Source organism: Pseudomonas sp. McL0111 (genome assembly GCF_052567255.1).
In genome coordinates, this window is the sequence record NZ_CP199585.1 from 753834 (window position 1) to 775451 (window position 21618).

Consider the following 21618-nt stretch of genomic DNA (forward strand, 5'->3'; position numbering starts at 1 on the left):
CTGGTCAGGTTTTGCCAATTGTTTCAGCGCGCATCTGTAGAATGGCCGCCATTGCACCTGATGAGAATTCAACAATGTACGATTGGCTCAACGCCCTGCCCAAGGCCGAACTGCACCTGCACCTCGAAGGCTCGCTGGAGCCCGAGTTGCTGTTCGCCTTGGCCGAACGCAACAAGATCGCCCTGCCGTGGAGCGACGTCGAAACCCTGCGCAAGGCGTACGCCTTCAACAATCTGCAGGAATTCCTCGACCTGTATTACCGGGGCGCCGATGTATTGCGCACCTCGCAGGATTTCTACGACCTGACCTGGGCGTACCTGCTGCGTTGCAAGGCGCAGAACGTGATTCACACCGAGCCGTTCTTCGACCCGCAGACCCACACCGACCGTGGCATTCCGTTCGAAGTGGTGCTCAACGGCATCGCCGCCGCGCTGAAGGATGGCGAGCAGCAACTGGGCATCACCAGCGGTTTGATCCTGAGCTTCCTGCGCCATTTGAGCGAAGACGAAGCACAGAAAACCCTCGATCAGGCGCTGCCGTTCCGTGATGCGTTTGTTGCTGTCGGCCTGGACAGTTCCGAGATGGGTCACCCGCCGAGCAAGTTCCAGCGCGTATTCGACCGCGCTCGCCACGAAGGCTTCCTGACCGTCGCCCACGCCGGTGAAGAAGGTCCGCCGGAGTACATCTGGGAGGCCATCGACCTGCTGAAAATCCAGCGTATCGACCATGGCGTACGCGCTATCGAAGACGAACGCCTGATGCAGCGGATCATCGACGAGCAGATCCCGCTGACCGTGTGCCCGCTGTCGAACACCAAACTCTGCGTATTCGATCACATGTCGCAGCACAACATTCTCGACATGCTCGAGCGTGGCGTGAAGGTCACGGTGAACTCGGATGACCCGGCGTATTTCGGTGGTTACGTCACCGAGAACTTCCACGCGCTGTATACCGATCTGGGCATGACCCAGGATCAGGCCAAGCGTCTGGCGCAGAACAGCCTGGATGCACGCCTGGTAAAACCTTGAAGATCAACTGAAAACTTGTGGGAGCGGGCTTGCCCGCGATAGCGGATTATCAGACGACATAGATGTTGGATCTGATGGCCACATCGCGGGCAAGCCCGCTCCCACAGGGGTCGGTGTTAACCAATAGTTTCGGTTTCAGTCAGCTCTTCCAGCGTCTTGCCCCGCGTCTCCATCCCGAACAGCCACACCACACCCGCCGCAATTGCAAAACACAACGCCCCCAAGGCGAACACCCCGCCCTGCCCGGTGATCGGGAACACCAGCCCCGTAACCAACGGCCCCAGCAACGACCCCACCCGGCCAATCGCCGAGGCGAAACCCGAGCCGGTCGCACGTGCCGACGTCGGATACAACTCCGGCGTATAGGTGTAGAGCACCGCCCACATGCCGAACAGGAAAAACTGCATCAACAGCCCCGTGCTGATCAGCAACGCAACGTTGCCGCCGAACACCGCGCTCTGTCCGTAGAGAAACGCCATCACCCCACCGCCGAGCAGAGTGACGATGCACACCGGTTTACGTCCCCATCGCTCCACCAGCCAAGCCGCCATCAGAAAACCGGGAATCCCGCCGAGGGAAATCAGCACCGTGTAATACACCGACTGCGTCACAGCGAAACCCGACTGTTGCAGCAAGGCACTGAGCCACGACGTCAGGCCATAAAACCCGAGCAAGGCGAAGAACCACAGGCTCCAGAGCATCGTCGTGCGCTGGCGGTATTGCGGCGACCAGATCTGCTTGAGCGCCGAGAAGAAATTACCCGGTGGCGTCACGGCGCGCGGCAGACGAATCGGCTCCGGCAAATCCGCGACACCGAGTGAAGCCCGGACGCGGCTTTCAATCCTGCTCAACACTTTGTCCGCCGCCTCATGCCGACCAGCCTGCTCCAGCCAGCGCGGCGATTCCGGGATGAAAAAACGGATCGCCAACACGAACACCGCCGGCACTGCCAACACCAGAAAGATGTCGCGCCAGCCAATCAGCGGCAGCAGAAAGTACGACAGCACGCCCGCTGCGACAAAACCGAGCGGCCAGAAGCCGTCCATCAACGCGATGTAGCGCCCACGACGCTTGGCCGGAATCAGCTCAGAGAGCATCGACTGCGCAATGGGGAATTCCATACCCATGCCGATCCCCAGCAAGACGCGGAACAATGTCAGCGTCTCGACCGTCTGCGCCGTCGAGCACAGGTAACTGGCCACGCCCCACAGCACGATGCTCCACTGGAACACCGGTTTGCGTCCAAAGCGGTCGGCGAGCATCCCGGACAGTGACGCGCCCAGCACCATGCCGAAAAAGCTCGAACTGGCCAGCAGCCCCGCCTGGGCGCTGCTCAGACCGAACTCGGTTTTGATCGAGCCAAGCAGGAACGTCATCATCGCCAGGTCCATGGAGTCGAAGAAGAACGCCAAGGCAATAATGATGAAAATGACTCGGTGATAGCCACTGAGCGGTAGCCGTTCCAGCCGCTCGGCCGCGCTGAAGCCTTGTGTCTGCATGCCAAATCCCCCAATCCGCTAAGTCCCTGATCGAGTGTGCGCGATAACGGCATGGCGCTTTTTCTGGATACGACCTGTTCGCACTCACAGACGACGTCGGCTTTGGGGCGGGCTCGCTGAATGCTCTATTACGCCATTTCCAGCTCGGTTTCCTTGGCGAACCGGTGGATTTCCCGTTGCCCGGCCGCCGTAAGCAGCAGCGCTCGAGAATCGTTGGGCAGCGTCAGCCATCCGGACTGCATGAACAATTGCAGCAACGCTGCGCCGAGGGAACCGCCCATGTGCGGGCGACGTTCGCTCCAGTCCGGACAGGCACAAGCCACTTGTGCCTTGCGATGCGCCAGGGCCTGAATGAACACACCGCGATTGGCCAGTTGGGTCGAGCCCTTGAGGGTGATCACCACCCGTTGCTCGACCTGCTCGATCCAGCCTGCATCGAGCAGACGTTGATAAAGATCGGCGGCCAGCGTGCCGCCCAGATGGTCATCGCAAAAACGCGCACGCAACAGTGACGACGGCGCGGCCTGGGGTTTGTTGATCGGTACGGCGCGCTTGAACACTTGGGGGATTTCCCTGGGTGCGCTGGCGATGGTCGCACTGGCAAGGGCTTCGATGGCCGCAGCGACTTCCGGCGCGGCCATTCGGAAGAAACGTTTGCGTCCACGGGATTCGACTTTCAACAGCCCGCCAGTAGCGAGGCGCCCCAGATGTGCGCTGGCCGATGACGGCGACAGCCCTGCCAGCAACGCCAGCTCCTCGGTCTGCCGGGCCGAACCATCCATCAACGCCCACATCATCGCACTGCGCTTGGGATCGGCCAGCAGCGTGGCGATCTGGCTGATGCAAGGTGCATGTTCCATGTATTCACTCCCTGTGGAATCGTATCGTCTACTGCTCGGAGATATCTTGACCAGTAATGAGTCGTCGGCCAACACGCGAAAAACACCGGGGACAGAAGCAAGGCAAGCCGCTGGTGCAGCACGCTGCGCTTCAGCGGGCGCAATGCTTCAGCGACACATTTCCAGCCCCGGAAAATTCGCTTTGAACCTGCTTTGGCCGGTAGTCGGTGCAGGCATCTGGCGGGCGCTAGTATAAGCGGGATGCCCGACGCTTCCTGCGTCAGGGCTGACACGAAGGGTGATAGTTCCTGAGTGAAATTTCGCTAATTGCCTGCGACTAATGATCGACTTTCAGGAAAGAGGGAAATTGACTACTCAGTTCAGCGCATCGGCTGGCGAGCATTTCCCTCAAAAGGTTCACTGGCTTACTCAATTGGGCGCGATGAGCGCACAGCAGATTCAGTGGAGCACGCTCGCAAAGCAGCTCCGGCAGCAACACCTTGAGGCGCCCCGCAAGGACATCGGCGGCGACATCCAGCCAGGATTTGTAGGCAATCCCCGCCCCGGCGACCGCCCATAACCGCACGACATCGGCGTCATCGCTGAAGCGGTCGCCGCTGACGGTCAGGCCAACCTCGCGTTTACCGTCGTGAAAACTCCAATGGTCGTGAACCCGGCTGCCGAGCATGTACAGCAGGCAATTGTGCTGCGCCAGTTGTTCGAGCTGACGCGGTTCGCCATGCCGCGCCAGGTACGCCGGGGATGCGCAGAGCACACGGCGGTTGTGCGCGGCAATCGGCAGCGCGACCAGGCTGGAGTCCTCCGGCTCGCCATAACGCAAAGCGATGTCCACCGGTTGGCGAAACAAGTCGGCGATGCGGTCGCCCAGCAGCAGGCGCACCGTCAATTGCGGATGTTCGCGCTGAAACTCGTCGAGCCAAGGCAGCAACAGGTTGCGACCAAAGTCCGAAGGCGCCGAGAGCTGCAAGATCCCGCTGACCTGATCCTGTGCCGTGGACAGAAATCGCCGCCCCTCATCGAGATTGCTCAACGCGGCCCGGGCATATTCGAGAAAACCTTCGCCCTCGGCGGTCAGACGCAGACTTCGGGTCGAACGCGCCAGTAAACGTGCGCCGAGTTGCTGTTCGATACGCTTCAACGCAGCGCTGGCCACGGCGGCGGACATGTCCATCACCCGTGCTGCCGCCGACAGGCTGCCCAGATCCGCCGCCCGGACAAACAACTGCAGGTCGTCAAAACGCAGCATTCTCAGCCTCGATTATCAAAAAAATATTGAAAGAGACTGCTCTTTTAGCCGGTTTTATCTTGTAGAGAAATAGCCAATCATCTGCCCCATCGAATTCATCCGCCTCTACACCCCACTTCTGGAGTCGAGCATGTCCCAGGCATTCACCGCTATCGCTACCCTGATCGCCAAACCCGGCCAGCAGGACACTCTCGAACAAGGCTTGCGCGCACTGGTTCCACCAAGCCGCGCCGAAGACGGTTGCAGTCAGTACGACCTGCATCGCGACCTGAGCGATCCGCTGACTTTTTATGTGATCGAACACTGGGCCAGCGAAGAAATTCTCCAGCTTCACAACGCCAGCGAACATTTCAAGAACTTCCAGGCCGCTGCCGGGCAGAGCATCGCCCACTTTGAGCTCAAGCGCCTGGGCGCCATTGCCTGAATCCTTCTTCTATATAGCTACGCCAATTTTTTCGGAGCACCACATGAAAGCCATCGCCTATTACGCATCCCTGCCGATCAGCGACGAAAAGTCCCTGCAGGACATCGAACTGCCGGAGCCGGTCGCCGGCCCGCGCGATCTGCTGGTCGAGGTCAAAGCGATTTCGGTCAACCCGGTCGACACAAAAGTGCGGCAGAACGTAGCGCCTGAAAATGGCGCCGCCAAAGTGCTGGGCTGGGACGTGGCAGGTGTGGTCAAGGCTGTCGGCAGCGAAGTGACGTTGTTCAAGGCTGGCGACAAGGTGTTTTACGCCGGCTCGATTGCCCGCGCTGGTGGCAACAGTGAACTGCACGTGGTCGATGAGCGCATCGTCGGTCACATGCCCAAGTCGCTGGGTTTCGCCGAAGCTGCCGCCCTGCCGTTGACCGCGATTACCGCGTGGGAATTGCTCTTCGAGCGCCTGCAAGTGCGCGAAGGCAAAACCGATGAGGGCCAGAGCCTGTTGATCGTCGGCGCTGCCGGTGGGGTCGGTTCGATCCTCACTCAATTGGCCAGCCAGTTGACCGGGCTCAAGGTGATCGGCACCGCTTCCCGCGCTCAAACCCGCGACTGGGTCAGCGAACTGGGCGCCGATCTGGTGATCGATCACAGCCAGCCGCTGAGCGAAGAACTGAAACGTGCCGGGATCGAGAGCGTGACCCATGTCGCCAGCCTGACCCAGACCGATCAGCACCTTGATCAACTGGTCGAAGCACTGGCTCCGCAGGGCAAACTGGCGTTGATCGACGATCCCAAGGCGCTCGATGTGAGCAAGCTCAAGCGCAAGAGCCTGTCGCTGCACTGGGAGTTCATGTACACCCGTTCGTTGTTCGAAACCCCGGACATGATCGAGCAGCACAAACTGCTCAACCGGGTAGCCGAGCTGATTGATGCGGGAACCTTGAAAACCACACTGGGCGAGCACTTTGGCAAAATCAATGCAGCCAACCTGCGTCGGGCGCATGAAATGCTGGAAAGCGGCAAAGCCAAGGGGAAAATTGTATTAGAAAGTTTCTAAGGATTTGACGATCCCAGCCAGCGCCAGCTCCCGCAAGGATTGGCGCTGTTTGGGTGCTTTTTGCCGTCAGTCAGATGCTTGACCGTTGTCACAATTGCGATCGTATTCGGGTCTACAATCGAAACCTCTGCGATACATCTTTTACGTTAGGGAGGTCAGCAATGAAGATCCTGATAAAAGAAGTGGCAAAGTCTCAGTGGCAAGTTCGACTCGATCAACACGCCGTGACGTTCCGCAGTGAAGCCGAGGCTCTGGCTTTCACCCGCACCCTCGAAGCGCGACTTTGCGCTCCCCATCAGATCCCCGACCGCAGCCAGCAACGCGCTGCCGGCTGAGGCTTACGCCTCGGCTTGAGCTTGTGCCAATGCCCGGGCATTTTGCAGACGCCGGGTGAGTAACGCCGCGCTCACCACCAATACACCGCACAGGCTGATGACTATTGCCATCGGCACGGCGGTGCCGTCGTGCAATACCCCAACCAGTGCCGAAGCACCGGCGGCGACGCTGAACTGCATGCAACCGAGTAGCGCCGAAGCGCTGCCGGCACGGCCTCGTTGCCCATTCATCGCGCAGGCTGCGGCGTTGGGGCTGATGCAACCAAGGCTGGCGACACAAATGAACAGTGGAATCAGCAGCGGCCACAATGCCTCAGTGTGCAGAGAGCTGACGGCCAGCAATGTCAGAGCGGCGCCCAGATAAACCCAGACCGCCCGCGCCAGCAGAAACGCCGGACCACGCTTGGCCAACAGTCGCGCGTTGACCTGCGCCACCAGAATGAACCCCGCCGCGTTGGTGCCGAACAGCCAGCCGAAATGCTCGGCCGGCACACCGTAAAGCTTGATGAAGATGAATGGCGAGCCAGCGATGTAGGCAAACATCCCGGCGATGGCGATGCCACCGGTCAGGGCATGGCCCAGATAGACCGGATCAGCCAGCAAGCGACCGTATTGGCGCAAAGCTCCCGACAATGGCTGGCGCGGCATATGCGCCGGCATACTTTCCGGCAAGCCGAGCGCCACAGCCAGACCGGCCAGGGCACTGAACCCGGTCAATACCAGAAAGATCGACTGCCAACCCGTGGTGTTGACCAGCAGACCGCCGAGCATCGGCGCCAGAATCGGTGCCAGGCCCATCACCAGCATCAATTGCGAAAAGACTTTAGCCGAACCCACCGCATCGCACTTGTCGCTGACCACTGCCCGGGAAATCACCATCCCCGCACAACCGCCCAAGGCCTGCACGAAGCGTGCGCCGATCAGCCATTCCAGGTTCGGCGCGTAGGCGCAGGCCAATGACGCAAGGGTGAACAGCGCCAGACCAACGAGCAATGGAATCCGCCGCCCGAAGCGATCCGCTACCGGGCCGTAAGCCAGTTGGCCAATCGAAAGACCGAGAAAATACGCGGCCAGCGTCATCTGCACGTGTTTCTCGTCGGTGCCGAACGCCAGCGCCATGGCCGGAAACGCTGGCAGATAAAAGTCGATCGCCAAAGGACCAAAAGCGGTCAAGGCACCGAGAATCAGAATGGTACGGAAGTTCATCAGGCATCCAGGAGTCGCGTGAGTCGGCAGCCCGACAGTCTAGCCGCGCCGGGACGCCTTGAACATTCCGATAGGTCGCTAACTATTAAAAAATCACTATGTTCCGAGACAAACCTGTGGCGAGGGAGCTTGCTCCCTCACCACAAAGGTTTATGGAGTCAGGCGAGTTTGACGGCGTAGCCTTCCTCACTGATTGCCTCAATCACTTGATCGGCACTCAGCGCACTTTCGACGCCGACCTCTTTCGCCGCCAGATCGACCCGCACGCTGGCGGCCGGGTCTTTCGCCTGCACGGCGTTGGTGATGGCTTTGACGCAGTGACCGCAGGACATGCCTTGAACGTTGAACACTTGCATGGAATGACTCCTTTGAGTGAGGTTGCCAGCACTCTGGAGCTTGCCACGATGGCAAGGTCAAGTTATGAAAGAAACTGCCGGGCTGGCATTCGGCGTCGCGCTCGGCCAAGCTGCGTGCATCAATGACTCGAACTCAGGAGATTCAGCCATGCGCTGGTCAGCTATCAGCCTGTTTGGCTTCCTCAGCCTCTTTGCCGTCCTGCCTCAGGCCAACGCGACCGGCGAGGATTACGCCGTTCTGATCATCTCGCGCGAGCGCCTCGAAGTGGCGACCTCCTGCGAAATCGGCGTGTATATCCAGGACCAGTTTGTCGGGCGCCTGCTGCAAGAGCAGACCACCGCGTTCAACCTGCCCCACGGCACAGTTTCCGTACGTCTGAAACTTGAGCCTGGTCAGGTCAAGGGTTGCGAACCGGGGATGCTGGCACCGCCGGCGCAGGAAATCTCGCTCAAGGCCGGCGACGTGGTGAAGTACCGGATTGCCTTGTCCACAAAAGGCTTGTACCTCAGACCCGCCGCCCTCGAATACTGAACATAGCCAGAACTGTGGGAGCTAGCCTGCTAGCGACGGGATGTGTCAGTCAGCATCAATGCTGAATGACTCACCGCTATCGCCAGCAGGCTGGCTCCCACATTTTTTTTGCCCTGCGACACCTTGCAGATTGGCGCTTGACCTTGCCCGCATGGCAAGGTTGATCCTGTAGGCATCTTCTACAGGGAGTAAGACCGATGTCCGATTCCATCACTTTCGATCTGCCGATAGCCGGCATGACCTGCGCCAGTTGCGCCGGGCGGGTCGAGCGCGCCTTGAGCAAAGTCAGCGGCACCCGTGCCGTCAGTGTCAATCTGGCCACCGAGCAGGCCCGCGTCGAGGCGCCCGGCGACAGCTTGCCGGCGTTGATGGAAGCCGTCGAGCGCGCCGGTTACAGCGTGCCGCAGCAGACTATCGAGTTGAGCATCGAAGGCATGACCTGCGCCTCTTGCGTGGGTCGCGTCGAGCGAGCGCTGAATAAAGTCCCAAGGGTCAAAAGCGTCAGCGTCAACCTCGCCAATGAACGCGCTCACCTCGAATTACTCGGTCAGGTCGATCCACAAACCCTGACCGACGCCGTCAGCAAGGCCGGCTACTCCGCCAGTGTCTGGCAAGCCGAAAATCCGTCAACCGACAACCAGCAACAGCGTCTGCAACGTGAACGCTGGGCGCTGATCTGCGCCATCGCCCTCGCCTTGCCGCTGGTGTTGCCGATGCTGCTGCAACCCTTCGGCATTCACTGGATGCTCCCGGCCTGGGCGCAATTTGCCCTCGCCACGCCAGTGCAATTCATCTTCGGTGCGCGGTTTTACGTGGCCGCGTGGAAAGCGGTACGTGCGGGTGCCGGCAACATGGATTTGCTGGTCGCCCTCGGCACCAGCGCCGGTTATGGCTTGAGCCTGTACGAATGGGCGACCGCCGCCGGGCGCATGCCACATCTGTATTTCGAAGCCTCGGCGGTGGTCATCGCTTTGGTGCTGCTCGGCAAATACCTGGAGAGTCGCGCCAAACGCCAGACCGCCAGCGCCATCCGCGCCCTTGAAGCTCTGCGTCCGGAACGAGCGATTCAGGTGATCGAAGGTCGCGAGCAAGACGTCGCCATCAGTGCGTTGCGCCTGGGCGATCTGGTGCTGGTCAAACCCGGCGAACGCTTCCCTGTGGACGGCGAAGTCCTCGAAGGTCAGAGCCACGCCGATGAAGCACTGATCAGCGGCGAGAGCCTGCCCGTGCCAAAACAACCCGGCGATAAAGTCACCGGCGGCGCGATCAACGGCGAAGGTCGGCTGCTGGTCAGCACCACCGCTCTCGGCGCGGAAAGCGTGCTGGCGCGGATCATTCGTCTGGTGGAAGACGCGCAGGCAGCGAAAGCACCGATTCAGAAACTGGTGGATAAAGTCAGCCAGGTCTTCGTGCCGACCGTGCTGGTGTTGGCCCTCGCCACGCTGATTGGCTGGTGGCTGTACGGCGCACCGCTGGAAACTGCACTGATCAATGCCGTCGCCGTATTAGTGATCGCGTGCCCGTGTGCCCTCGGCCTCGCCACGCCGACTGCGATCATGGCCGGTACCGGCGTCGCCGCGCGCCACGGGATTCTGATCAAGGATGCCGAAGCGCTGGAACGTGCGCATGAAGTCAGCGCTGTGGTCTTCGACAAGACTGGCACTCTGACCTCAGGTACCCCGCGTATCGCCCACTTCACCGCCCTTGATGGCGACGAAGACAACCTGCTGAAACTGGCCGGCGCGCTGCAACGCGGCAGCGAACACCCACTGGCGAAAGCGGTGCTGGACGCGGCTGCCGAACGCAATCTGCAAGTCCCCGACGTCATCGATAGCCAGTCCCTGACCGGACGCGGTATCGCCGGCACGTTAGAGGGCCGCCGATTGGCGCTGGGCAATCGGCGCATGCTCGATGAAAGCACGTTGAGTACGGGCACTCTCGCCGAGTCCGCCAACGCTTGGGAGGCTGAGGGCCGGACATTGTCGTGGCTGATCGAGCAAAGCCCCGAACCGCGCGTCCTCGGCCTGTTCGCCTTCGGCGACACTCTCAAACCCGGCGCGCTGCAAGCGGTGCAACAACTTACCGCACGCGGTATCCACAGCCATCTGCTGACCGGCGACAATCGCGGCAGCGCCAAAGTGGTCGCCGAAGCCTTGGGTATCAGCAGCGTGCACGCCGAAGTGCTGCCCGCCGACAAGGCTGCGACCGTCGCCGAACTGAAAAAAACCGGCGTAGTGGCAATGGTTGGCGACGGCATCAACGACGCCCCCGCGCTGGCCGCTGCGGACATCGGAATCGCCATGGGCGGCGGCACCGACGTCGCCATGCACGCGGCAGGGATTACGCTGATGCGCGGCGATCCACAGCTGGTGCCAGCGGCACTGGAAATCAGCCGCAAGACCTACGCGAAGATCCGCCAAAACCTGTTCTGGGCCTTCGTCTATAACCTGATCGGGATTCCGCTGGCAGCGTTCGGTTTCCTCAACCCGGTGCTGGCGGGCGCTGCGATGGCGCTCTCGAGCGTCAGCGTGGTGAGCAATGCGCTACTGTTGAAAACCTGGAAACCCAAGGATCTGGAGGAGCATCGATGAACATCGGCCAAGCAGCCCGCCAAAGTGGCCTGAGCGCAAAGATGATTCGTTATTACGAGTCGATCGGCCTGCTCAAGGCTGCGCATCGCACCGACAGCGGTTATCGGGTTTACGGCGATGATGATTTGCACACGCTGGCGTTCATCAAGCGTTCGCGGGACTTGGGCTTTTCGCTGGAGGAAGTCGGCAAGCTGCTGACGCTCTGGCAGGATCGCCAGCGGGCCAGCGCCGATGTGAAAGCCCTGGCCCGTCAGCACATCGACGAGCTGAACCAGAAGATCCGCGAACTCGGACAGTTGCGCGACACCTTGCAGGATCTGGTCGAGCACTGTCAGGGCGACCATCGCCCCGACTGCCCGATCCTCAAGGAGCTGGCGTCGGGCTGCTGCGTACAACCCGTCCGCGCCTGATGGCCAACACTTTCACCGTCAGCAGGGTCGCCAACGGAATGCCGTGGAACAGCAATACCACGGCACCCGGCGCCCACCACGCGTAAAACGGCGCGGCGATCAGCATGCCGATGCCGAATCCGGTCATTTGCAGCAGAGTCAGAAAACTGAAGATCGGCAGGCGCAAGTGCTCGGGCTCGCGCTGCAAGCGCGACATCAGACCGACTTCGGAAAACCCGTCGCCCAAGCCCGCCGGCAGTGAAAACAACAGCAGTCCGTAGAGGCTGTGCTGCTGAAACATCAGAATGAAGCCGCAGGACATCAGCATCACGCCGTAGAAAAACCGCCGCTCCAGATTGATGTTTTCCGAGCCACTCATGCGACTGGCGATCCGCGCACCGAGCAGTTTGCCGCTAGCCCATACCGCCAGCATCAGGCCGAGAGTGGTACTCGCCGAGTCCGGTGTCAGCAGCTTCGAGATAATCGGGAACCCGACGTTGTGCGCGGCACTGCCCAGCGTGTCGGCCATCGACACCGCGAGCATCGCGGCCACCACTGGCGCACTGCGCAAGCCTTGAACCAAGGCCGACCATTCGCCTCTTTCGGTATCCGCCCCGGCCTTCGCTTCAGGTGCCTTGAAGCGCAGTGGCAGGATCAGCATGGCTGCCAACAGATAGGTCAGCGCATTCAGAGCGAACACGGTTTCGAAACCAACCCCCGCCACCAGCAATCCCGAGACCAGACTGCCGCCGACCATCGCCGCCGATGACGCCGAGGTGATCCATGCGTTGGTTTTCAGCAATTGGTCGGGCTCGATCAGCCTTGGCAATTGACTGTTGAGGCCGATGGCGAACATCGAATTGCCGAAGCCCAGGCCGAAGGCAATCAGCGGCAAAATCAGCGCCTGCTGGCTGGGCGGCACGATCAGCAACAGACCGAGCACCCCGGCGCGCAATAGATCGAACGCAACCAACGGCAAACGCCCGCTCCAGCGCCGGTAGAACCGGGTGCCGATCAGACTGGCGAATATCCCCCCGCCGACACGACTGGCGAGAAAAATCCCGACGCTCATGGCGCTGTTGCTCAGCAGATAGACGTAGGTGGCCAGCGCAACCATGTTGAGGAAGGCGCCGAAATCGGAGATCAGTCGGGCGGTGATGATCAGATGGGCATTGCGCGAGGCGTTCACATTCAGTCCTTGAGTGTGCGGAGGCCGACTAGATTCCCATACGAATTTCAAGAACACCACAAATCCCTGTGGGAGCTGGCTTGCCAGCGATAGCAATGGTTCAGCCTGGCAAATATGTATTGAATTCACCGGCCTCTTCGCTGGCAAGCCAGCTCCCACAGGGACTTGTGGTTTTCAAAACATGAGGCACAAAAAAACCGGCCGAAGCCGGGTTTCTGTTAGTCGATCACTGCATCCACGGTGGTGGAGGCGGTTCTTCCGACTTGCCGTTGGGCTCGTCGTCAGCCGCACGGATCGCCTGCTTGCGCTCTTCGTCGAGACGCGCCGCTTCGATCTCGCGCAGAATCCCGCCGACATCCGCCAGCTCTTCCGGATCATCGAACTCACCGGTCAGCACGCTGGCCGGGTGCAAGGTGCCGGCTTCGTACAGCGCCCACATTTCCTTCGCGTACTTGGTCTTCTTCAACTCCGGCGCAAAACGACCGAAGTACAGAGCCATGTTGCCGACGTCACGCTCAAGCATGCTGAACGCATGGTTGTTGCCCGCCGCATCAACTGCCTGAGGCAAGTCGATGATGACCGGGCCGGTCGGTGTCAGCAGCACGTTGAACTCGGAAAGGTCACCGTGCACCAGACCGGTACACAACATCAGCACGATCTGCGAAATCAGGAACGCGTGATATTCACGGGCCTGATCCGGTTCCAGCACCACGTCGTTCAGACGCGGCGCGGCATCGCCGTATTCGTCGGCCACCAGTTCCATCAGCAGCACGCCTTCAAGGAAGTCGTACGGCTTGGGCACTCGCACCCCGGCACCCGCCAGACGAAACAGCGCCGCCACTTCGGCGTTCTGCCAGGCATCTTCGGTCTCTTTGCGACCGAACTTCGAGCCCTTGGCCATCGCCCGCGCCTGTCGGCTGTTACGGACCTTGCGACCTTCCTGATACTCGGCCGCCTGGCGGAAACTGCGTTTATTCGCCTCCTTGTAGACCTTCGCGCAACGTAACTCGTTGCCACAGCGCACCACATAAACAGCTGCTTCTTTACCACTCATGAGTGGGCGCAGCACCTCGTCGACCAGACCGTCCTCGATCAGGGGTTCAATGCGTTTTGGAGTCTTCATCAGCTTTTATTGTGGGTCCTTTATTACCAAACACGCGAATGTCACTCGTTATACGGCAATCCTCGCGTCACGGGGAGGGGTTGCCGACCTGTGAACCTGTGGATGCACACACTATGCCGGATTAATCGACGCCATTGAACGCTTGCCGGATCGCTGCGAATCATAGCCGAGCCAGTGCCAATTGTTGGCAACTGGATTGGAGGGCATTTGCGACAGGATCTGACATGCCGATGCATTCCCGGCGGGATTTTGTTCAGCGTTCGATGATGGCGGTGACACCCTGCCCCCCCGCTGCACAGATCGAAATCAACCCTCGCCCCTTCCCCGCCGCGTCCAGCAACTTCGCCATGTTCGCGACAATTCGCCCCCCCGTCGCCGCAAAAGGATGACCCGCCGCCAACGAACTGCCCTTCACATTGAGACGGCTGCGATCAATCGAGCCCAGCGGCGCATCGAGGCCCAGTCGGGTTTTGCAGTATTCAGGATCTTCCCAGGCTTTCAATGTGCATAGCACCTGGGCGGCGAACGCTTCGTGGATTTCGTAGTAATCGAAGTCCTGCAACGTCAGCCCGTTGCGTGCCAGCAAGCGTGGCACGGCATACACCGGGGCCATCAGCAGCCCTTCGGCGCCGTTGACGAAATCCACCGCCGCCGCTTCGCCGTCACGCAGATAAGCGAGGATCGGCAAGCCGCGTTCTTTCGCCCATTCTTCGCTGCCGAGCAGCACCACTGAAGCGCCATCGGTCAGCGGTGTGGAGTTGCCGGCGGTCAGCGTGCCCTTGGCGCTTTTCTCGAAGGCCGGTTTCAGCGTCGCGAGTTTTTCCAGGGTCAGGTCGGGGCGCAAATTGTTGTCGCGGGTCAGGCCGAGGAACGGTGTCATCAGGTCGTTGTGCCAGCCTTCGCTGTAGGAAGCGGCGAGTTTCTGGTGGCTTTCGAGTGCCAGTTGATCCTGGGCTTCGCGGGGGATGCTCCAGGTTTGCGCCATCAGTTCGCAGTGTTGGCCCATCGACAGCCCGGTACGGGGCTCGCCGTTGCGCGGGAATTCCGGGATCAGGTGTTTGGGGCGCAGTTGCAGGAAAGTCTTCAGTTTGTCGCCGGTGGTCTTGGCGCGGTTGGCTTGCAGGAGAATCTTGCGCAGGCCTTCGCTGACGCTGATCGGCGCATCAGAGGTGGTATCCACGCCACCGGCAATGCCGCAATCGATCTGACCGAGGGCGATTTTATTGGCCACCAGCAGCGCGGCTTCCAGACCGGTGCCGCAGGCTTGCTGGATGTCATAAGCCGGTGTGGCCGGTGACAGTCGCGAGCCGAGCACGCATTCGCGGGTCAGATTCATATCCCGTGACAATTTAAGCACCGCACCCGCCACCACTTCGCCAATGCGCAGGCCGTGCAGGTTGTAGCGTTCGATCAGGCCTTCGAGGGCGGCGGTGAGCATCACCTGATTGCTGGCGGTGGCGTACGGCCCGTTGGAGCGGGCAAAAGGGATCCGGTTACCGCCGATGATCGCGACGCGGCGCAGCTGACTCATGAAAAGCTCCTTTTCAAATAATCGAAATTCACCCAAAACCTGTGGGAGCTGGCTTGCCAGCGATAGGGCCAGCACATCCAAAATATTCAGTGGCTGACACTCCGCCATCGCTGGCAAGCCAGCTCCCACAGGTAATACATTCAGCCCAAAGACCTGCTAAATCCCAGAGGCAAACTACTCTGCTGATCAAGCGTAGGCCTTATTGCGTGGATCGAACGATTGATTGCCGTTGGTAGTCCACACTTTGAACCCCATCTTCTGGAGAGCGTTCCATGTCTGACCGCTATATCGACTTCGCCAACTCGTCCATCGGCCATCGTCTGGTCGGGGCATTGGGCCTGCCGTCGCCGGTTCGCCTGGAACGCTGGCAGGCCGGGCGCCTGCGGCCGGTGGAAGGTGCGCTGCTGATCGGCGGCGGGGCGCTGGCGCAACACGTCAGCACTTTCGCCAATCGACTGACCGATGCGATTTACCGCTACGGCGAGCAACCTGCAACCGCCACCGAATGGATTCCCGGCCACGGCCCGAAACTCAAAGCCGTGGTGTTCGATGCCAGTGATCTGCAACACACCGATCAGCTCAAGCAACTGCGCGAATTCTTCCAGCCGCTGATGAAAAACCTCGAATCCAGTGCGCATCTGGTGATTCTTGGCCGCGCGCCGGAAACTCTCAGCGAACCGTTCGCCGCCAGCGCACAACGGGCGCTCGAAGGCTTCTCGCGCTCGCTGGCCAAGGAACTGCGCAGCGGCGGCACGCTGCAATTGATCTACGTCGGTGACGACGCCGAAGATCAACTCGAAGGTCCGCTGCGGTTTTTCCTTTCGCCAAAAAGCGCATTTGTCTCGGGGCAAGTGATTCGCCTGACGTCGTGCGAAACCCCGGTGACCGACTGGACGCGGCCGCTGGCCGGACGCAAGGCGCTGGTGACAGGCGCGGCACGCGGGATCGGCGCCTCCATCGCCGAAACCCTGGCCCGCGATGGTGCCGAGGTGATCCTGCTCGACGTGCCACCGGCCAAGACCGATCTGGAAGCCCTCGCCGCACGTTTGGGCGGACGCAGCATCACCCTCGATATCTGCGCCGAAGACGCAGGTGCGCAACTGATCGAACAGTTGCCGGATGGCCTCGACATTCTGGTGCACAACGCCGGGATCACCCGCGACAAAACCCTCGCCAACATGACCCCGGAATTCTGGGACGCGGTACTGGCGGTCAATCTCAATGCGCCACAAGTGCTGACCAAAGCGCTGCTCGACAGCGGCACCCTGCATGACAACGCGCGAGTGATTTTGCTGGCCTCGATCAGCGGCATTGCCGGTAATCGTGGGCAAACCAACTACGCCGCGAGCAAGGCCGGATTGATCGGTCTGGCGCAAGCGTGGGCGCCGACGTTGCTGGAGCGTGGCATCAGCATTAATGCGGTGGCGCCGGGATTCATCGAAACGCAGATGACCGCGCACATTCCATTCGCCCTGCGTGAAGCCGGGCGACGCATGAGCTCGCTGGGCCAGGGCGGCCTGCCGCAAGACGTCGCCGAAGCCGTCGCCTGGCTGGCGCAACCGGGCACTGGCGCGTTTACCGGGCAGGCGCTGCGGGTCTGTGGACAAAGTGTTCTGGGGGCCTAGGCATGAGCATCGAATGGCACACGCTGGATCGCGAACCGAGTCTGCCCGGCTTGTATGTGCAGGCCGCCACGCGCCGCAAGATCACCGGCACCACCCTGCCCGACAGCGGTTTGCGCTGCTGGGTCGATATCGACGGCAAACGTCTGGCGAACTATCGCAAGGTCTGCGGGTTTACCGATGACGGTCTGCTGCCACCGACTTATCCGCACGTCCTGGCGTTTGCCTTGCAGATGCAGTTGCTCACGGCGAAGGAGTTTCCGTTTCCGCTGCTGGGGCTGATTCATCTGAGCAATCGCATTCGTGTGTTGCGACCGCTGGGCGGGATCACGCGGGCGCAGGTCAGCGTCCGCGTGCACAACCTGCAACCGCACCCGAAAGGCGCGACGTTCGATCTGCTGACCACGCTGGATGATCAGCTCGGGCCGTTGTGGGAAGCAGAGAGCCAGATGCTCTGTCGCGGGGTCAAACTCGACGGCGAGCCGGTCGAGCAAACCTGGGAACCGTCGCTATCGCTGAGCGAAGTAGCGCACTGGAAGGCTCCGGCGGACATTGGCCGGCAATACGCCAAGGTTGCCGGGGACTACAACCCGATTCACCTGAGTGCAGCCAGCGCGAAACTGTTCGGCTTTCCCACGGCCATCGCCCACGGGTTGTGGAACAAGGCGCGCACGCTCGCGGCGCTGGGCGAGCATCTGCCTAAAGCCAATCTTGAAATCTTTGTGCAATTCCGCAAACCGGTGCGGTTGCCGAGTGAGGTGACGTTGCTGGCGAGTGCGCCGGGGTCGAGTGGTGAACTGCGATTGATCGGTGCCGGGGATCTTGAGCATATGGTCGGGCAGTGGCAGCCAATTGCCTGAGCAACCTTAGCGGGCCTGTAAATTGTGTATATATCACTTAAGTTTTTCCGCACTGCGCGCCCTTCCCCGCAAAAAAACCAGCCTTGATTTTCAAGGCTTTTTTTTGCGCTTCTATATCTTGGGTATTAGTCGTTAGGCACTGCGCAACGCCTTATATATAAAGGCGTTAATACCAACTTGAGAATGGCGTGAACCCGGCCCCGGGACTGAGATTGGCACCACGGACGAGGCATCGGCGACGAAAGATCGGCGGGCCATCGAAGGCAACGAACGTTGCGTCAGGTGCAGGAATCTCAATCATGAAAATTCAAGTGTGGTGCAAATCGGCAACAGCTTTGGCATTGATCCTTTCCCTCGGCCTCGCCGCCGGTTGCAGCAGTGGCGGTGGCGGTCATCACAGCAGCTCCGGCAGCAGCTCGACTCCGGCAGCAGGAACCGGCGGCACTGGCGGAACAAGTGGCACTGGTGGCACCGGAGGCACAGGTGATACCGCGGGTACCGGTGGAACTGGTGGTACTGGTGGCACTGGCGGCACTGGAGGTACCGGCGGAACAACCGATCCAACCAACCCGACTGGGCCTACCGACCCCACTGGCCCGACCACACCAACCACACCTACTCCACTGGTAACGACCACATTGATACAGGATGTCGGCAAAACCGTCAGCGGTGTCGGCGACGGCGTTGGTCAGGTAGGCGACTCACTGAGCACCGTGCCGGTTGTAGGTGGTGTCGTACAAAGTGCAGTCAACACCACCGGTAACGTGGTCAGCACATTGGGTGACGGTGTGGCCAACGGCATCGGCAAACTGGGCACCACCGATAATGGCCTGGGCGTGACCGCTTCGGCAGTCGGCGGCGTGGTGACAGATGTCGGCAACGGGGTTTCCGACCTCAGCGGCAAACTTGCTACCGCTACCACTAGCGTTCCAGTGGTGGGCGGCGTGGTCACCAAAGTCGCACCGTTACTCGAAGGTGTCGGCGAAAAAGTCACCATGCTTGGCGACACCCTCAGTACTGCAACCACTACCGGGCCTCTGGGCTCAGTGACCAAAAGCGTCGGCAACGGTCTGGTGCCGGTGATTGCGATGGTTGAAAGCACCACCGACAAAGTCGGTGATGCCACAGGCCTGGGTGATCCACTCAAAGGCGTGATCCAGAAAGTCGGCGATACCGTCAACGGTGTGGGCGACAAAGTCACCGATGTCGGCAATGGCAACGCGCTGACCAATACTCTTGGCGGTGCCCTGAGCAATGCCGGCACAGCAGTCGGTAAAGCGGGCGGTCTGGTGTCCAACGGCACGAGTACAGGTAGTGGCCTGGGTGGCGGTCTCGGCGGCGGCCTGGGTGGTACTGGCCTGCTGCAAACCGTCGGCGGCGCAGTGGTCAACGTCAGTTCAGGCCTGAACGCCGGCAACACCAATGGCGTGGTGAGTGCAGGTGGTGTCGCAGGCGTATCGGCGGGCAATGTGGTTGCCTCGCTCAACACAGTTCTTGGTGGTTCCGGCACACCGATCACTGGCTCGACTGCACCGCTGGCAGCATTGGGTAATAGCTTGGGCGGTGCGCTCAACCCAGCCACCAGCGCGGTTACCAGCCTGACTCAAAACGTCGGTGCCGCAACCGGCCTCGGTACACCTGTCGCTGGCCTCACCGGTCAGGTTGGCGCCGCAGTCGGTGGTCTGGGCGGAGCAATAGCCGCAACGAATAATCCAGTAGGCACTGCGGTCGGTGGTCTCGTCAGCAACGTCGGCGGCACTGTTGCATCGGTCGGTGGTCTGGTCAACGGCGGCACCGGTACCGGCACAGGCGCAACAGGTGGTCTGGGCGGAGTACTTGGTGGTCTGACCGGCGCTCTTGGAGGCAACAAACGCTAAATTGCACCTGGCCGATTCGACGGCCTCACCTACAGCGCCTACGCTTGGTTGAGGGCGGAAGACTCCCACGAGTTTTCCGCTTTTTTTCTTGGGAAAAAAGACAGCCTCGAGCTGCGACCTGACCATGGAGTGTCCTATGCGCGTATTGGCATCCCTGCTGTGCCTCAGCCTCAGTTCCGCCGCCCTCGCCGACACCCTGCCCAGTTTCCTCAACAGCAACGAAACCATCCGCAATCTGCCGGTGCCGAACCTGCCGGCCGACGCCTATCGCCCGAACGTGGCGCCGTTGCAAGTCCCTGACCCCGGCGCAGCCGCCGCGCAACCGTTGATGATGGCGACCAAAATCAAGCTCAAGACGGTGCAGATCGAAGGCGGGACAATCTATCCGCTGAACGAACTGGCGGACAATTTCAAACCGCTGATCGGCCATGAAACCAGCCTCGCCGACCTGATCGAAGCCACTCGCAATATCACCCGTCGCTACCAGCAAGACGGCTATCTGCTGTCCTACGCCTTCCTGCCACAACAGAAATTCGATGACGGCGTGGCACGCGTGGTGCTGGTCGAAGGTTATGTGCGTGATGTGCAGATGCAGGGCGATGTTGGCCGGGTGAAAAGCCTGCTCGACAAACTGGCGGCGAAGATCCAGGCCGAACGCCCGCTGACGCGCAAGACGTTCGAGCGCTATACCACGCTGATGACGCGTATTCCCGGCGTAACGATTCAGGCCCAGGTGCCGCCACCGGGCACCACCGACGGCGCCACTACGCTAGTCGCCCAGGCCAGCCGCAAACCGTTCACCAGCACGCTGAGCACCACCGAGGACAACCGCAACGGCACCCAGGCGCTGCTCGGTGTCAGCAGCAACTCGCAGACTTCGATGGGCGAACAGCTAAGCCTCAGCGGCCTGTTTCCGCCAGGGGACGACAAAGAGCATTACTACCGTCTGGACTACAACCAGTTCCTTGATGCCGAAGGTACACAACTGGCGTTGTCCGCCTCACGCTACCGCGCCGACCCGGGCACTAACGTCCAGCTCGACAACGGCCTGGAGCTCAAACCGCACCGCGAAAACGACCGTTACTCGATCGGCGTCAGCCTGCCGCTGATTGCCTCATCCACCGAACTGCTCAACGTCGGTACGCGCTTGTATGCGGTCAACGACAAGACCCGCTACAACGTCATCGGCTACCCGCTCAGCGTCGAAGAACGCACCGACATCCGCGCCCTCGCCTTCGAAAGCGACTGGCGCAAGGTTGATGCCCGGCAATTGCGGATTATCAGCGGCGGGATCTATCAAGGCCTCGACAGCATGGGGGCGAAGACCAACAACAGCGCGATTGACCTCAACTTCTTCCGCGTGCGCCTGTCCGGTGTGCAGAGCGACAAGTTCTTCGACAACTGGCAAGGCGTGCTCTCGGGCGCGCTGTACTGGACCGACGACACGTTGCCCGACAGCGAACGCGCGGTGTTCGGCGGACAGAATTTCGGTCGCGGCTACCCCGACGATCAGGCTTCAGGCGACAAGGGTTGGGGGGTGGCTTACGAGGTCAACTACAGCTTCAATCGTGACGGCAGTTGGGTGCGCATCCTGCAACCGTATGTGGTGCTGGATCGTTCGAAATCCTGGTTCAACAAACTGCCGATTCAAGACAGCGACCTGTCCTCGGCAGCCGTCGGCTTGAGATTTGGCGATGCCAAGTATTACAACATCGCACTGGAAGCGGCGAAGCCGATGTCCGACGAAGCACTGGACACCCTCAATCGCCGTCCGCGTTACAGCATCAGTTTCAGTTATCAGTTGTAGGGTGTCAGACAGCTCCCACAGGGTCACAGAGATTCCTGTGGGAGCTGGCTTGCCAGCGATGAACGATAACGCGGTCTCAACGTCGA

19 protein-coding genes are annotated in these 21618 nt (G+C 60.7%); 11 read left to right on the forward strand and 8 right to left on the reverse strand.

Annotation, left to right across the window (positions count from 1 at the left end):
- Positions 1-74 precede the first annotated feature (74 nt).
- Positions 75-1028 (forward strand): adenosine deaminase, encoded by a 954-nt coding sequence (locus ACTWLJ_RS03520; protein WP_084319122.1) that lies wholly within the window; start codon positions 75-77, stop codon positions 1026-1028.
- A gap of 116 nt (positions 1029-1144) precedes the next feature.
- On the opposite strand, the gene ACTWLJ_RS03525 is transcribed toward ACTWLJ_RS03520, so the two are convergent.
- From ACTWLJ_RS03525 to ACTWLJ_RS03535, 3 genes are all read right to left on the reverse strand, one after another.
- Positions 1145-2527: an MFS transporter gene (locus ACTWLJ_RS03525; protein ID WP_445179883.1), complete on the reverse strand. Its 1383-nt coding sequence runs from the start codon at positions 2525-2527 to the stop codon at positions 1145-1147.
- A gap of 128 nt (positions 2528-2655) precedes the next feature.
- Positions 2656-3387, reverse strand: a complete 732-nt coding sequence (locus ACTWLJ_RS03530; RefSeq protein WP_445179884.1) for an ArsR/SmtB family transcription factor — start codon at positions 3385-3387, stop codon at positions 2656-2658.
- A gap of 316 nt (positions 3388-3703) precedes the next feature.
- Positions 3704-4633: a LysR family transcriptional regulator gene (locus ACTWLJ_RS03535; protein WP_401216104.1), complete on the reverse strand. Its 930-nt coding sequence runs from the start codon at positions 4631-4633 to the stop codon at positions 3704-3706.
- Positions 4634-4763: 130 nt separating this feature from the next.
- On the opposite strand from ACTWLJ_RS03535, the gene ACTWLJ_RS03540 reads away from it, so the two are divergent.
- From ACTWLJ_RS03540 to ACTWLJ_RS03550, 3 genes are all read left to right on the forward strand, one after another.
- The gene (locus ACTWLJ_RS03540; RefSeq protein ID WP_401216103.1) at positions 4764-5057 is read left to right on the forward strand and encodes a putative quinol monooxygenase; all 294 of its coding nucleotides are present in this window, start codon (positions 4764-4766) and stop codon (positions 5055-5057) included.
- Between the two features lie 43 nt (positions 5058-5100).
- On the forward strand, positions 5101-6114 hold the full coding sequence (locus ACTWLJ_RS03545) for a zinc-binding alcohol dehydrogenase family protein (protein ID WP_445179885.1): 1014 nt from the start codon (positions 5101-5103) through the stop codon (positions 6112-6114).
- 161 nt (positions 6115-6275) lie between these two features.
- On the forward strand, positions 6276-6449 hold the full coding sequence (locus ACTWLJ_RS03550) for a hypothetical protein (protein ID WP_007914687.1): 174 nt from the start codon (positions 6276-6278) through the stop codon (positions 6447-6449).
- A 3-nt stretch (positions 6450-6452) separates the two neighbouring features.
- Here the strand turns inward: ACTWLJ_RS03550 and ACTWLJ_RS03555 are convergent, their stop codons facing one another.
- Positions 6453-7655, reverse strand: a complete 1203-nt coding sequence (locus ACTWLJ_RS03555; RefSeq protein ID WP_445179886.1) for a multidrug effflux MFS transporter — start codon at positions 7653-7655, stop codon at positions 6453-6455.
- Positions 7656-7813: 158 nt separating this feature from the next.
- Positions 7814-8011 (reverse strand): cation transporter, encoded by a 198-nt coding sequence (locus ACTWLJ_RS03560; RefSeq protein ID WP_401216100.1) that lies wholly within the window; start codon positions 8009-8011, stop codon positions 7814-7816.
- Between the two features lie 148 nt (positions 8012-8159).
- On the opposite strand from ACTWLJ_RS03560, the gene ACTWLJ_RS03565 reads away from it, so the two are divergent.
- The 3 genes from ACTWLJ_RS03565 (at position 8160) to cueR (ending at position 11544) form a co-directional block, all read left to right on the forward strand.
- Positions 8160-8543, forward strand: coding sequence for a hypothetical protein (locus ACTWLJ_RS03565; protein WP_401216099.1), 384 nt, complete (start codon positions 8160-8162; stop codon positions 8541-8543).
- A gap of 197 nt (positions 8544-8740) precedes the next feature.
- Positions 8741-11134, forward strand: coding sequence for a heavy metal translocating P-type ATPase (locus ACTWLJ_RS03570; protein WP_445179887.1), 2394 nt, complete (start codon positions 8741-8743; stop codon positions 11132-11134).
- Positions 11131-11544: a Cu(I)-responsive transcriptional regulator gene (gene cueR, locus ACTWLJ_RS03575; RefSeq protein WP_445179888.1), complete on the forward strand. Its 414-nt coding sequence runs from the start codon at positions 11131-11133 to the stop codon at positions 11542-11544. Before ACTWLJ_RS03570 ends, cueR begins: the two co-directional genes overlap by 4 nt.
- Here the strand turns inward: cueR and ACTWLJ_RS03580 are convergent.
- The 3 genes from ACTWLJ_RS03580 to ACTWLJ_RS03590 all read right to left on the reverse strand — a co-directional run bounded on the left by ACTWLJ_RS03580 (position 11498) and on the right by ACTWLJ_RS03590 (position 15366).
- Positions 11498-12712, reverse strand: a complete 1215-nt coding sequence (locus ACTWLJ_RS03580; RefSeq protein ID WP_445179889.1) for an MFS transporter — start codon at positions 12710-12712, stop codon at positions 11498-11500. The two genes, cueR and ACTWLJ_RS03580, sit on opposite strands and share 47 nt — an antisense overlap.
- A gap of 226 nt (positions 12713-12938) precedes the next feature.
- The gene (locus tag ACTWLJ_RS03585) at positions 12939-13835 is read right to left on the reverse strand and encodes a PA4780 family RIO1-like protein kinase (protein WP_401216095.1); all 897 of its coding nucleotides are present in this window, start codon (positions 13833-13835) and stop codon (positions 12939-12941) included.
- 253 nt (positions 13836-14088) lie between these two features.
- The gene (locus ACTWLJ_RS03590; RefSeq protein WP_445179890.1) at positions 14089-15366 is read right to left on the reverse strand and encodes an acetyl-CoA C-acetyltransferase; all 1278 of its coding nucleotides are present in this window, start codon (positions 15364-15366) and stop codon (positions 14089-14091) included.
- 272 nt (positions 15367-15638) lie between these two features.
- Between ACTWLJ_RS03590 and ACTWLJ_RS03595 the strand changes: the two genes are divergently transcribed.
- The 4 genes from ACTWLJ_RS03595 to ACTWLJ_RS03610 all read left to right on the forward strand — a co-directional run bounded on the left by ACTWLJ_RS03595 (position 15639) and on the right by ACTWLJ_RS03610 (position 21532).
- Positions 15639-16991, forward strand: a complete 1353-nt coding sequence (locus tag ACTWLJ_RS03595; protein WP_445179891.1) for a 3-oxoacyl-ACP reductase — start codon at positions 15639-15641, stop codon at positions 16989-16991.
- Between the two features lie 2 nt (positions 16992-16993).
- A complete protein-coding gene (locus ACTWLJ_RS03600; protein ID WP_445179892.1) occupies positions 16994-17848 on the forward strand; it encodes a MaoC family dehydratase in 855 nt (284 codons plus the stop codon).
- A gap of 299 nt (positions 17849-18147) precedes the next feature.
- A complete protein-coding gene (locus tag ACTWLJ_RS03605) occupies positions 18148-19725 on the forward strand; it encodes a collagen-like triple helix repeat-containing protein (protein WP_445179893.1) in 1578 nt (525 codons plus the stop codon).
- 136 nt (positions 19726-19861) lie between these two features.
- Entirely contained in the window at positions 19862-21532 is a 1671-nt protein-coding gene (locus ACTWLJ_RS03610; protein ID WP_445179894.1) for a ShlB/FhaC/HecB family hemolysin secretion/activation protein, read from the forward strand.
- Positions 21533-21618 lie beyond the last annotated feature (86 nt).

Coding starts and splice junctions, on each gene's coding strand:
- ACTWLJ_RS03520 (WP_084319122.1), top strand. CDS start 75: ATGTACGATTGGCTCAACGCCCTGCCCAAGGCCGAACTGCACCTGCAC.
- ACTWLJ_RS03525 (WP_445179883.1), bottom strand. CDS start 2,527: ATGCAGACACAAGGCTTCAGCGCGGCCGAGCGGCTGGAACGGCTACCG.
- ACTWLJ_RS03530 (WP_445179884.1), bottom strand. CDS start 3,387: ATGGAACATGCACCTTGCATCAGCCAGATCGCCACGCTGCTGGCCGAT.
- ACTWLJ_RS03535 (WP_401216104.1), bottom strand. CDS start 4,633: ATGCTGCGTTTTGACGACCTGCAGTTGTTTGTCCGGGCGGCGGATCTG.
- ACTWLJ_RS03540 (WP_401216103.1), top strand. CDS start 4,764: ATGTCCCAGGCATTCACCGCTATCGCTACCCTGATCGCCAAACCCGGC.
- ACTWLJ_RS03545 (WP_445179885.1), top strand. CDS start 5,101: ATGAAAGCCATCGCCTATTACGCATCCCTGCCGATCAGCGACGAAAAG.
- ACTWLJ_RS03550 (WP_007914687.1), top strand. CDS start 6,276: ATGAAGATCCTGATAAAAGAAGTGGCAAAGTCTCAGTGGCAAGTTCGA.
- ACTWLJ_RS03555 (WP_445179886.1), bottom strand. CDS start 7,655: ATGAACTTCCGTACCATTCTGATTCTCGGTGCCTTGACCGCTTTTGGT.
- ACTWLJ_RS03560 (WP_401216100.1), bottom strand. CDS start 8,011: ATGCAAGTGTTCAACGTTCAAGGCATGTCCTGCGGTCACTGCGTCAAA.
- ACTWLJ_RS03565 (WP_401216099.1), top strand. CDS start 8,160: ATGCGCTGGTCAGCTATCAGCCTGTTTGGCTTCCTCAGCCTCTTTGCC.
- ACTWLJ_RS03570 (WP_445179887.1), top strand. CDS start 8,741: ATGTCCGATTCCATCACTTTCGATCTGCCGATAGCCGGCATGACCTGC.
- cueR (WP_445179888.1), top strand. CDS start 11,131: ATGAACATCGGCCAAGCAGCCCGCCAAAGTGGCCTGAGCGCAAAGATG.
- ACTWLJ_RS03585 (WP_401216095.1), bottom strand. CDS start 13,835: ATGAAGACTCCAAAACGCATTGAACCCCTGATCGAGGACGGTCTGGTC.
- ACTWLJ_RS03590 (WP_445179890.1), bottom strand. CDS start 15,366: ATGAGTCAGCTGCGCCGCGTCGCGATCATCGGCGGTAACCGGATCCCT.
- ACTWLJ_RS03595 (WP_445179891.1), top strand. CDS start 15,639: ATGTCTGACCGCTATATCGACTTCGCCAACTCGTCCATCGGCCATCGT.
- ACTWLJ_RS03600 (WP_445179892.1), top strand. CDS start 16,994: ATGAGCATCGAATGGCACACGCTGGATCGCGAACCGAGTCTGCCCGGC.
- ACTWLJ_RS03605 (WP_445179893.1), top strand. CDS start 18,148: ATGAAAATTCAAGTGTGGTGCAAATCGGCAACAGCTTTGGCATTGATC.
- ACTWLJ_RS03610 (WP_445179894.1), top strand. CDS start 19,862: ATGCGCGTATTGGCATCCCTGCTGTGCCTCAGCCTCAGTTCCGCCGCC.